11 protein-coding genes are annotated in these 11871 nt (G+C 55.5%); 4 read left to right on the top strand and 7 right to left on the bottom strand.

Going from position 1 to position 11871, the window contains the following annotated elements; all coding sequences use genetic code 11:
• Positions 1 to 200 precede the first annotated feature (200 nt).
• Positions 201 to 1568, top strand: coding sequence for an MFS transporter (locus CQ011_RS13865; protein WP_286161205.1), 1368 nt, complete (start codon positions 201 to 203; stop codon positions 1566 to 1568).
• A 288-nt stretch (positions 1569 to 1856) separates the two neighbouring features.
• Here the strand turns inward: CQ011_RS13865 and nhaA are convergent, their stop codons facing one another.
• The 3 genes from nhaA to CQ011_RS13855 all read right to left on the bottom strand — a co-directional run bounded on the left by nhaA (position 1857) and on the right by CQ011_RS13855 (position 3888).
• The gene (gene nhaA / locus CQ011_RS13860) at positions 1857 to 3134 is read right to left on the bottom strand and encodes a Na+/H+ antiporter NhaA (protein ID WP_105678311.1); all 1278 of its coding nucleotides are present in this window, start codon (positions 3132 to 3134) and stop codon (positions 1857 to 1859) included.
• An 82-nt stretch (positions 3135 to 3216) separates the two neighbouring features.
• On the bottom strand, positions 3217 to 3378 hold the full coding sequence (locus CQ011_RS17875; protein ID WP_181148151.1) for a hypothetical protein: 162 nt from the start codon (positions 3376 to 3378) through the stop codon (positions 3217 to 3219).
• Positions 3379 to 3495: 117 nt separating this feature from the next.
• Positions 3496 to 3888, bottom strand: a complete 393-nt coding sequence (locus tag CQ011_RS13855) for a MerR family transcriptional regulator (protein WP_105678310.1) — start codon at positions 3886 to 3888, stop codon at positions 3496 to 3498.
• Positions 3889 to 4072: 184 nt separating this feature from the next.
• Here CQ011_RS13855 and CQ011_RS13850 point away from each other — a divergent pair, with 184 nt between their 5' ends.
• Positions 4073 to 5593: a SulP family inorganic anion transporter gene (locus CQ011_RS13850; protein ID WP_286161204.1), complete on the top strand. Its 1521-nt coding sequence runs from the start codon at positions 4073 to 4075 to the stop codon at positions 5591 to 5593.
• A 64-nt stretch (positions 5594 to 5657) separates the two neighbouring features.
• Here the strand turns inward: CQ011_RS13850 and pstS are convergent, their stop codons facing one another.
• The 4 genes from pstS to arsB all read right to left on the bottom strand — a co-directional run bounded on the left by pstS (position 5658) and on the right by arsB (position 9903).
• A complete protein-coding gene (gene pstS, locus CQ011_RS13845; protein ID WP_105678308.1) occupies positions 5658 to 6806 on the bottom strand; it encodes a phosphate ABC transporter substrate-binding protein PstS in 1149 nt (382 codons plus the stop codon).
• A gap of 96 nt (positions 6807 to 6902) precedes the next feature.
• Positions 6903 to 8405, bottom strand: a complete 1503-nt coding sequence (locus tag CQ011_RS13840; protein ID WP_105678307.1) for an NAD(P)-binding domain-containing protein — start codon at positions 8403 to 8405, stop codon at positions 6903 to 6905.
• A 21-nt stretch (positions 8406 to 8426) separates the two neighbouring features.
• Positions 8427 to 8840 carry an arsenate reductase ArsC gene (locus CQ011_RS13835; protein WP_105678306.1) on the bottom strand — a complete coding sequence of 138 codons (414 nt, stop codon included), beginning with the start codon at positions 8838 to 8840 and terminating at the stop codon, positions 8427 to 8429.
• Positions 8841 to 8850: 10 nt separating this feature from the next.
• Positions 8851 to 9903, bottom strand: a complete 1053-nt coding sequence (gene arsB / locus CQ011_RS13830; protein ID WP_286161203.1) for an ACR3 family arsenite efflux transporter — start codon at positions 9901 to 9903, stop codon at positions 8851 to 8853.
• 142 nt (positions 9904 to 10045) lie between these two features.
• On the opposite strand from arsB, the gene CQ011_RS13825 reads away from it, so the two are divergent.
• A complete protein-coding gene (locus tag CQ011_RS13825) occupies positions 10046 to 10417 on the top strand; it encodes an ArsR/SmtB family transcription factor (RefSeq protein WP_105678304.1) in 372 nt (123 codons plus the stop codon).
• A 240-nt stretch (positions 10418 to 10657) separates the two neighbouring features.
• A partial coding sequence (locus CQ011_RS13820; RefSeq protein ID WP_105678303.1) for a DUF222 domain-containing protein occupies positions 10658 to 11871 on the top strand: 1214 nt, incomplete at its 3' end.

Raw genomic sequence — 11871 nt, 5'->3', positions numbered from 1 at the left:
CCGACTGAGTGTCTTATGGAGTGCAGCGAATTTTCGCTAACAACCTGACGCATGCTGTGCACTGGTGCACCCTTGATGTGCGAAAGAGGCTACTGGTTTGGGACGTTTTTACCTACCATCACACTGTGACCTAGGACATACTCATTCTTAGTCATCACTGGTGGGTTCGGGTTCGGACCCTCACGCTGGAAGGAAAACCATTGGTATCCGAAACCTCAACCAAGGCCGAACGTAAAGGCTTACGCCGGGTCGTCTCCGCCTCCATGGCCGGCACCGTCGTGGAATGGTACGAATTTTTCCTCTACGCCACCGCCGCCACATTGGTCTTCAACAAGATCTTCTTTCCCGACGCGGGCAACGAGCTAGACAACATCATCAAAGCCTTCCTGACTTACGCGGTCGGCTTCATCGCCCGCCCTATTGGCGGCATCGTCTTCGGCCACTTTGGTGATAAATACGGTCGCAAGCACCTGCTACAGATCGCCATCGTACTTGTTGGTGCCACCACCTTCCTCATGGGTTGCCTCCCAACATTCGACTCCATTGGCTATGCGGCTCCGATCTTGCTGATCGTCTTGCGCTTCCTGCAGGGCTTCGCCGTCGGTGGCGAATGGGGTGGAGCGGTGCTGCTTGTCGCCGAACACGCACCAAATAAGGAGCGCGGATTCTGGGCGTCTTGGCCACAGGCTGCGGTTCCTATCGGTAACCTGTTGGCCACCGTCGTGCTGCTTGTGCTCTCATCGACACTGAGCGAAGAAGCTTTCTTGGCTTGGGGCTGGCGTGTAGGTTTCTGGCTTTCGGTGATCATCGTGATCGTCGGCTACTACATCCGCACCCGAGTTTCAGATGCCCCGATCTTCCAAGAAGCCAAAGCAGAACTGGAAGAAAACGCGGCAGCCGGTTACGGCGTCAAAGAGGTCTTCAAACGTTACCCACGAGGCGTATTTACCGCCATGGGACTGCGATTTGGTGAAAATATCATGTACTACATGGTCGTCACCTTCTCGATTACCTATATGGCCACCCAACTGAAAATGGATACCTCCGAGATCCTTGGGTTGATGCTGCTGGCACATATATTCCACGCAATCGTCGTTCCACTGGTGGGCCGGATGACCGACACCCGTGGACGCCGCCCGGTCTACGCAACCGGAGTGATCCTGATGGCAGTCTGGGGAGTCATCGCTTTCCCACTGTTCAACACTTCCAATGACTTCATCATCTTGCTGACTATCACCGGTGGCTTGGCGGTGCACGCATTGATGTATGCCGGGCAGCCTGCCATTATGGCCGAAATGTTCCCCACTCGGATGCGTTATTCCGGTGTATCACTGGGTTACCAGGTCACCTCGATCGTGGCAGGTTCGATGGCACCGATCATCGCAACTTTCCTGTTGAAGGTCTACGGATCCTGGGTGCCCGTGGCCGGCTACATCGTGTTTGCCGCGATAGTCACGATGGTGGCGGTGTACTTCATGAAGGAAACCAAGGGCATCAGCCTTGCCGACATCGATGAGCAGGACCGAATCCAGACCGGGCTGCTCAAGGAGGCAGCCAAGGTCAAATAACTAGCAGCATGAGCAAAAGGTCGGTCCCGCGGGACCGACCTTTTGCCTTATGGTTTATCAAGCTGGCATTGCTGGTTTCTCAAGCACTGAACTTTTGAAATGTTGGCGCTTTAGATGGTCTCAACAAGGACTCTCCAGAAGTGATACCGCTGGCCGCAAAATTGCAGTGATTTCAGGGCTAGGAACTCCTCCGTCATCGTGAACACCTTTGCGTGAAAGACCCACGCAAAGATGCAAGACGACTTAGCATGACGGGGACTCACGATCTGTTACGCGAAAGAAATAGGCCTACTTCATGTCCGCCTGTAGTGCACGGTATGTGCGGTTGCGCGCACCAAGAATAAGTGCGCCGATGAATGCTGCCAGCAGCGAGCCGCACAGCACACCGACCTTCACATATTGGGCTTCTTCACCTTGCGCGCCGAAGGCTAGTTCTCCGACCAGTAGTGAAACGGTGAAACCGATGCCGGCGATAAATGACATACCGAGCAAGTCGATCCACTTGATGCTGCGGTCTAACTCGATACCGGGAAGCTTGGTGACCAAGAAGGTCGCGGTGGTAATGCCTATAGATTTGCCCAGGATCAGGCCCGCGATGATGCCTAGTGCAACGGGGCTGAGCAAGGATTCGCGCAGTCCCGCAAAACCACCGATAGCAACGCCGGCGGCGAAGAAAGCGAAAATTGGGATGGCGATGATCGAGGAGGCAATGCTCCAACGGTCAGCAAAATGAGCTGCTAATCCTTCGTAGACTGGTTCCCCGTCTTTGTTCTTTCCAACGTTGACTCGTGCACGCTTAGAAGCGATAACGGGCACCATGAAGCCCAAAAGCACTCCGGCAACAGTGGCATGAATACCCGAAGCATGAACTAACGCCCACACGCTCACTCCCAGAGGTATGAGGATCCACCACGCACGGACTCCGCGCTGCACTGCAATAGTAAAGAGTGCTAGCGGAAGTAGTGCAATGAGCAGTGGGAGCCACGCCAGATCATCGGTGTAGAAGATGGCGATGATCGAAATGGCGAGCAGATCATCTACTACCGCCAACGTCAGCAAGAAGGTGCGCAGGGCCGGGGGTAGGAATTTTCCGACCACCGCAATCACGGCTACGGCGAAGGCGATATCGGTCGCCGCCGGAATCGCCCATCCATTGATTGCGCTGCTGCCGGAAGTGGTGATGACGAGGGTGTAAAACACTGCGGGTAGCGCGACGCCACCAACGGCAGCGGCGATGGGGACTAGCGCGGTGCGCGGGTTGCGCAGTTTGCCAACTACGAACTCCTCTTTAAGCTCCAGGCCCACCACAAAGAAGAAGATGGCTAGCAGGCCGTCAGCGGCCCAGGCTCCGACGGAAAGATTCAGGTGCAGTGATTCGGGACCAAAGGTGAAATCTCGCAGATTCTCATACCAGGGTGCGGCCGGAGAATTGGCGAGAATCAGAGCGGCAATTGTCGCGCAAAGCAACAACAGGCCACCCATGGAATCTTGTTTGAGCGTCTGATTGATTCCGCGCCAGATGGCATGCGGTGCTTGACGGGTTGCGTCAGAAGATGGGTGCGACAAAATAAGGTGTCCTTCTTAGAGAAAGGGAAAATGGCGCGAAGGCGCGCGAAAGGTACCTAATAAAAGTGTGTGGGGCGCGCGATTAGTAGCGCGGTGGTGGGCAGCCAGCGATTTCGCCGTGCGCGTTCGTTCCCCAGGAACTCATCCACCCGTTGGTGCCACTGGCACGCTTGGTCAGCAGTTTCCCCTTAGGAAAAACGGCAGCGGTCAAGCGCTGCACATGCGTGATAACCAAGTAGGACATACTTCAACTCTATAGTGTCGGGCCACTGGCCCCTAATGCGGTTTTTGTCCGCTACTTCCTGCTATTGGTAGCTAGAAAATGTCCCCGAAATGGTCTGAATGCGCGAGCAGTGCTCACTCATTTGGTATGCAGGTCAGCGATGAATGATTCGGCTCGTTCAAGATTTAGTGCCAACTTATTGCGCTTGGTGATGGCTCGTTCGGTGTATTCGTCGAGCTTAACACGTGCGGTTTTGTTGCCCGGTTCAGCGTCCAAAATGTCTACTGTATCTAGCAGTTCGCCCATCTCTTCCAAGGTGAAACCCAGTGGCTTCATAGAACGGATGACCAGCATGCGCTGTAAATCTGATTCGGTATATAAGCGAAATCCGCCCTCGCTACGGGTACTGGCCGGCAGGAGTCCCACCTCATCGTAGTGACGGATGGTGCGGTGTGAGAGTCCTGTGGCCTCGACCATGTCACCAATGTGTAGGGTGCGCGTGTTGGTGGCTATTGGTTCGGGTTCAGTCATGGGATCCTCCGTGATCGTCAATTACAACCCTACCCTCACGTTAGGTTAGAGTTGAACTAGATTTTGCAAGCCCTACCGAAGAGGTAGCCCTTGACTCCTACTGAGCGCAACGACGCGCTACCAAGAATTCTATGCAATCCCAAGGGCTTATGCCCTAAATCCATCAATGAATGGAGTCTCATTCGTGAGCACACAAGCACCCGTAGAACACCAAGCTCTCACACCCGTGGAGCGGCAATCGGTGCTACGAACCTTGAAGTCTCCGCGTCTACTTAAAACCGAAGTACTCGCCGGACTGGTCGTCGCGCTGGCCCTCATTCCAGAGGCCATCGCCTTCTCCATCATCGCCGGAGTTGACCCACGCATTGGTCTCTTTGCGTCCTTTACCATGGCGGTCTCAATCGCCTTCCTTGGCGGACGTCCCGCCATGATTTCCGCCGCTACCGGTGCCATCGCCCTAGTGATCGCACCGTTGGTGGAAAGTCACGGTATTGACTACTTCATCGCCGCAGTAATTATGGCCGGCATTTTCCAGGTTCTTCTTGCGGTCTTAGGAGTTGCCAAACTGATGCGGTTCATTCCGCGTCAGGTGATGGTTGGCTTCGTCAATGCGCTGGCGATCCTGATTTTCATGTCCCAGGTCCCAGAACTACTAGGTGTCCCTTGGCTGGTCTACCCACTGACCGCGCTGGGACTGTTGATCGTGTTCGGCCTACCGAAACTTACTACCGCGATCCCAGCTCCGCTGGTCGCCATCGCCGTCTTGACCCTCATCACCGTTTTTGCGTCCCTGGCTGTTCCTACGGTAGGGGACAAGGGAGACCTACCTGAATCTCTGCCGGCGCTGTTCTTCCCGGATATTCCGTTGAACCTTGAGTCGTTGCAGATTATTTTCCCCTACGCCCTGGCTATGGCCTTCGTGGGACTTCTTGAATCACTAATGACTGCCAAGTTGGTAGATGATGTCACCGACACGCACTCGAACAAGACCCGCGAGTCTTGGGGACAGGGCGCCGCAAATATTATTACCGGTTTCTTTGGCGGCATGGGTGGTTGCGCGATGATCGGGCAAACCATGATCAACGTGAAAGCTTCCGGCGCGCGTACACGAATTTCCACCTTCCTTGCCGGTGTCTTCCTGCTGATCTTGGTGGTCGTCTTAGGCGATATTGTTGCGCTGATCCCGATGGCCGCTCTGGTTGCCGTGATGATCTTTGTATCGATTGCAACCTTCGACTGGCACAGTATCAAGCCCTCCACTCTGCGTATGATGCCTAAGAGCGAAACCACCGTCATGCTGGTGACCGTGATCTTCACCGTTGCCACCCACAACCTCGCAATCGGCGTCGGCGCCGGTGTATTGACCGCGATGGTGCTCTTCGCAAACCGCGTGGCACACTTCGTGACGGTGACCCGCACGGTGGAAGAACATTTTGATCAGGAAATTGCGAAGTATGTGGTCAATGGAGAGTTATTCTTCGCTTCGTCCAATGACTTGTACACGCAGTTCAACTACGCTGAGGATCCTGAGAACGTCGTCATTGATATGCATCAATCACATCTGTGGGATGCCTCGACCATAGCGGCTTTAGATTCCATTACGGACAAGTACGAAAAGTATGGGAAAAATGTGGAAGTTTCAGGTCTGAACCTGGCCAGTACCAATATGCGTGAACGCATGCGTGGAAAGCTCGGCGGTCACTAAGCGAAGTGGAATAAAAAGTGGCGACGGAATCAAACCCGTCGCCACCTTTTGAATAAGAAATCTTCTAGTTTGCGCCGAGCACGTCAATCGAGTCGATCGCGGCGTTTGCATCCTTAGCTAAACGTTCTGGCATTGGTGCACTCTTTGCGGAATCAGCGGCGATCTTTTGGCCTTCATCGCTGACTACGTAGTGACCGAAGGTTTTGATCAGCTCCACGGTCTGCGGATCCTCGTATGAACTGCAGAACAGCAAGTAGGAGACCAGTACCAACGGATATGCTCCGGGTGCTGTGGTCTTCCGGTCTAGTTCAAGGGCAATATCGTGGGTATCTCGGCCTTCGACGCGTTTAGATTCCGCTACTGCTAGGGCAGCTGCCTCTCCGCTAACCTCGACAAACTCGTCACCAACCTTGAGCTTTACCTTGCCCAAGGTTGCGTCAACGAGTGAATCGTCGGCGTAAGCGATGGTGCCTTCGGTGCGTGCCACGGTGGTTACGACGCCGGCGTTACCCTGCGCTTTTTCCAAGGAAATATCGTTAGGCCAGCTACCATCGGGCTCGTACTTCCAGACCTTCGGCGCGGCGCTATGCAGATATTCGGTGAAGTTTTCGGTGGTGCCTGAATCATCGGAGCGTGCCACTACCGTCATCGGGACATCGGGCAGTTCTACCCCTGGGTTGAGCTTGGCGATCGCAGGATCTTGCCAAGAGCGGATGTCCCGGTTGAAGATACCGGCGATGGTGTCCGCGTCAAGGTTCAATTCATTGATACCTGGCAGGTTGAACGTGATGGCTATAGGGGAGATATAGGCGGGGATGTTGATGGCACCACCCGGTCCGCAAGTCTGTTGCGAGCGCTTGACCTCTTCGTCTTTGAGGTACGCATCTGAGCCAGCGAATTCTGTAGCTGAGGCCAGCAGGCCTTCGCGTCCGGCGCCGGAGCCAACCGAGGCATACTGCACCTGTACCTTGGGATGCAGGACAGAGAAACCGGTAGTCCACGCGTTCATGGCAGCGTTCTGTGCAGTGGAGCCACCACCGGTCAAGGTGCCACGCAAGTCGGAGGTATTTGCCTTAGCGGCCTCCTTCTGCGCCTCACCGAGCGGATAGTCGGAGCCGCACCCGGTTAGTAACACGGTGATTCCAAGTCCGAGTGCCGCGACGGAACTCGGGGATCGAAGAGCGAAACGTCGAGGTGGATTAGTTGGGCGCATCAGGGCTCCTGAGGTGCTGGGAGAGTCAGGGAGGGGGGAAGAAAAGTTAGCAGTGGTGTCACGGCAGCTGCGAACAGCCACCGTGACACCGGAGGGTTATTTTTCTGCTAGTTCGACATTGCCATGCAATGTGCCAGTTGCAAAACCGATGGTCAGCGGTTCCGCCGACCCGCAGCAAGAATCCTGCGAGTCGTTGGCCTGTTTATTCGGAGCTTCGGTCCCACAGCAATCAGTGGCCGGAGCAGCCTCAACGGTTGACCCGCAGCATGAATCGGCAACAGGTGCTGGTTCGCTGGAGCAGGATGAAGCCGCCGCTGGCGCGTCGCAGGAGCCACCTAGATCGGTAGAACATACTCCGGTCTCAGGGAGGTCCAGTTCAACTCTGCGGGCAGCCTCGTGATCTCCGGATAGGTGAGCGGCGATGGAGCGAACCTGCTCGTAACCGGTGGCCATCAGGAAGGTAGGTGCGCGTCCGTAGCTCTTCATGCCAACGATGTAGAAGTTCTTCTCCGGGTGGGAAAGCTCCTTCTCGCCGTGGGCGCTGACGGTGCCGCAGCTGTGGAATTCTGGATCGATCAAAGGACCCAAGGCACTGGGTGCTTCAACGGTCTGGTCAAGATCCAAACGCAGTTCTGAGAGCATGCTCAGATCCGGACGGAAGCCGGTGGCCGGAACGATTCGGTCCACTTCCAGCACTCGGCCGTCAGCTAGCTTCACGCTCAACTTCTCGCCGACCGTCAGGGAACTAACGGACACGTTTTCTACTAGGTTGACGTGCTCATTTTCTACCAGTCGACGAAGCGAAGTGCCCAGCTGCCCGCGTGCGGGAAGCTCATCTGCTGCTCCGCCGCCGTAAAGACGAATCGGGTTTGCCTGACCGCGCAAGCCCCACAACACCTTGGTGTCAGGGTGTTCTTTCTGCAAACGGCCCAGCGAGATGATGGTGTTCGCCGCCGAGTGGCCGGCGCCAAGTACCAGGATGGTTTTGTCAGCAAGATCTTCGCTGTCTGCACCCAATGGATCTGGCAAGGGGGACGTGATGAAGCCTGCGGCGCGGGCTTCGGCCTCGCCAATTGCCTCGATACCGGAACGTCCTACCGGGTTTGGCTGGTTCCAGGTGCCGGTGGCATCAATGACTGCGCGTGCCTGAAGGTCTACAGTGCCCTGCGTGGTTTCGGTGCGGATCAAGAACAACGACTCATCGCGGTCTGCGGTGCGTGCCTTATCAATGCCTCGACCATCCTGATGCAAGCGACTGATCTTGGTCACTCGGTGACCGTATTTGATCTGTGAGGCTAGCTTGGGGTGATTTGCCAGAGGCTCGAGGTATTGCTCCAGTAGTTCAGCGCCGGTAGGCAACTTGGTTTCCCGTGGGGCTGCCCAGTCGCTGGTGTTTTCCAGCAAGCGTCGCGCGGCGGCATCGATGTTGAAGCGCCAGGGGGAGAACAACTTAATGTGCTTCCACTGCTCAATGGCGGCGCCAACGCTTGCTCCTGCTTCGAGAACTAGAACTTCTTGGTCCTGTTCGATCAGGTGTGCGGCGGCTGCCAGACCGGTTGGTCCGGCGCCAATGACAACTACGGGATAGTTCGTGGTCATTTTGACTCCTAAAAGACGGATTTACGCGGTGGGTAGAAGCTCTGCGATGAGCGTCTGAATACGTCCACGAATGTCATCGCGGATCGGGCGAACAGCATCGACACCCTGGCCAGCCGGGTCATCAAGCTTCCAGTCCTCGTACCGCTTGCCTGGGAAGATTGGGCACGTATCGCCGCAACCCATAGTGATCACGACGTCTGAGTCTTTGACGGCCTCAGTGGTTAGGATCTTCGGAGTTTCGGCGGACATATCGATGCCCAACTCGTTCATAGCTTCAACCGCGGCCGGGTTGACCGTGTTGGCCGGCGCCGAACCTGCTGAGCGTACCTCGATACGACCTTCGGAGAGGTGTGAGAGGAATGCTGCGGCCATCTGCGAACGGCCGGCATTGTGGACACAAACGAATAATACTGATGGCTTTTCAATGGTGCTCATGGATGATCTCCTAGGAAGAAATAGTTGTCGAAGTGGTGGGGAAGAATTTTCTGGCCCACAAGGCTACGGAGACCAATGCAACGAGGATTGGTACCTCAATTAGCGGGCCGACTACGCCTGCCAGAGCCTGTCCACTGGTAGCTCCGAAGGTTGCGATAGCCACGGCGATGGCTAGCTCAAAGTTATTGCCAGCAGCGGTGAATGCCAGCGTGGTGGTGCGTGGGTAGCCGAGCTTTAGCGCGTGGCCGATAAGCATTCCGGCTCCGAAAACCACAACGAAGTAGATCAATAGCGGAATCGCCATGCGCACTACGTCCAGTGGCTTGGAGATGATGTTGTCGCCTTGCAACGCGAAGAGCAACACAATGGTGAACAGCAGTCCGTATAGCGCCCATGGTCCGATTTTTGGCAAGAATTTATTCTCGTACCAGTCGCGTCCCTTGATCTTTTCACCGAAGGTTCGCGTGAGGAATCCGGTGAGTAGTGGAATGCCCAGGAAGACTAAGACCGAAAGCGTGATCGCGGCGATGGAGAATTCTGCGCTAGTGGTTTCCAATCCGAGCCAAGATGGAAGGAGCTGTAGGTAGAACCAGCCCAGAGCGCCGAAGGCAAACACCTGGAAGACGGAGTTGATAGCGACCAATACCGCAGCAGCTTCACGGTCACCGCATGCCAGATCGTTCCAGATGAAAACCATGGCAATACAACGAGCAAGGCCTACGATGATCAGACCGGTGCGGTATTCGGGAAGGTCTGCAAGGAACACCCAGGCCAAGACGAACATGAACGCCGGAGCCAATACCCAGTTGATCACTAGTGAAGTGATCATAAGTTTCTTATCGGCCAACACCCGACCAGTTTCGTTGTAACGGACCTTCGCAAGGACCGGATACATCATCACTAGCAGGCCGATAGCGATCGGCACCGAAACCCCAGCGATGGTGAAACGATCTAGGAGCGCGCCAATTTGCGGGAAGATACGCCCTAATCCCAGACCGACGCCCATAGCTAGCAGGATCCATAGCGCGAGATATCGGTCAAGGAAAGAAAGTTTTACCGACACGGGGGCCGTGTCAGGCGCGGTCGTAGGTGTCACGCAGGCATCGCTCCAAAAGTAGACATCGACGAATGTCGATGTCTCGAGTATGGTTGTCTATATCGACGTTTGTCAATCTCTGTAAAGAGTGTAGAAAAGGGCCGTCCACATGAGTGCAACCACCACAGATACTGTTGAGTTGGGTCTACAGATAACCGATGAGACGTGCTGTGTTCCAGCTTCTGGTGACAAGGTTTTGCAGCTCACGGAAGCCGAGCTGCTCGCCGCGCGCTTCAAAGCCTTGAGCGATCCCAACCGACTGCGGATTCTTTCCATCGTGTCGTCAAGCGAAGAGTTGGAAACCTGCGTCTGTGACTTATCTGAGCCGCTGGGGTTGAAACAACCCACGGTCTCCCACCATTTGAAGATCCTGGTTGACGCGGGCATCCTGCATCGCGAAAAGCGTGGGGTGTGGGCATACTTTTCTGTAGTTCCCGGGGCTTTAGAATCCTTGGCCTCGAGCTTATTGCCCAAGAACTAAACGTCGGCCCAGCCTTTGGCGAGTGACGCAATTTTTCAGTCACTTACTAACAGGCAATATGAAAATGCTCAGGCTTGGCATAGTTCAAAGCCGATGGTTTTCTTTCGTATCTAGCTAAGATCATCGTTTTAGCTTTGGACCAAAAATAGAGTAATCCAAGATGGCAAAAGTTCTTTTCTGAGCAGTCCACAACCCGTGAAAACCCCACCAAAATGTCGGTACCACGCGGGAAAATAGACTATGAGCATTCAGCATGCATTCACCAACGACGACGACGAACACCGTCTACCGCTGAACCCGCCAGGAACCAGGAACATCTCCCACCTCGACGGACCACTCACTAGCGCGATTGAACACGAAAACGAATTCGCGCAAGTCCTAGAACTCGCCTCCACCCTCTACCACGGACCGGCACGCACCAACCCCAGCCAAGGACTCACCGAACTCCAAGCCATCGCCCACCTACGCCGTGCCCTAGACGCAGCCGAAGCAGTGATCCTCACCGACAGCATCGAACTGGTCGCCCACGCAGCCGCCGAATACACTGCCGACACCACCAGCACCGCCCCTGCAGGTGAAACAGAAAAGCAACGCGACCAACGCATCAGCGCACACTACTACGGGGTGGACCCCGCCAGCGACCAGATCATCACCTCCAGCTTCGTCGCGGAAGCGGCCGTCGCCTTGCGTGAAACGGTCGAGAAAACACGGTCGAAACTGTTCACCGCCAAAGGACTACGCTACCTATGTCCTGAGACGTTGAACGCGTTGTCCCGCGGGCTGATCACCACTAAAGCCGCCCAAGAGATGGTGAAGCAAGCACAAGACCTTGCCCCAGAGGATATCCGCCGCATGGAGCACTCACTCTTACCGGTTGCGAAGACCGCCAGTGACGCTAGTTTTAGTCAGCGTGCCCGCCGGTTGCACCGTAAATTAGATCCCGTCTCGGCTGCTGATCGTCACGAATCTGCGAAGGAGGCACGGTGTGTGACCGTGTGGGATGAGCCTGATGGGATGGCCGCGTTGAAGCTTTACGCACCAGCGCAGGACGTGTACTCGATTTATAACACGGTGAAATATTTTGCCCAGCAAGACGTAGACCCAGACGATACTCGGACCCAAGCACAACGTCACGCAGATATTCTGCGTGACGCGCTCTTAGACGGATGGCCCACTACCAATGGGACACCGTTGAAACCGCGAGTAGTGGTGACTATCCCGGCGGTGGAAGCACTGGTGAATCCTCGCCGGGGGCTAGCTGACCTTGAAGGGTACGGTCCCATCCCGATGGGAGTGGCGTTGAAGTTAGCTCAGGATGCTCCCTCGATGGTGCGGGTGCTCACTGATCCGTGGACTGGGGCGGCTATTGATGTGGGACGTGCGAAGTATCGTCCGTCGGCAGCGTTAAAAGATTTGTTGTTGGTCCGTGACCAGTGTTGCCGTTTTCCGGGGTG

This window comes from Arthrobacter sp. MYb213 (genome assembly GCF_002979915.1).
Classification (GTDB): Bacteria; Actinomycetota; Actinomycetes; order Actinomycetales; family Micrococcaceae; genus Glutamicibacter.
This window is presented reverse-complemented; position numbering and strand designations above follow the sequence as displayed.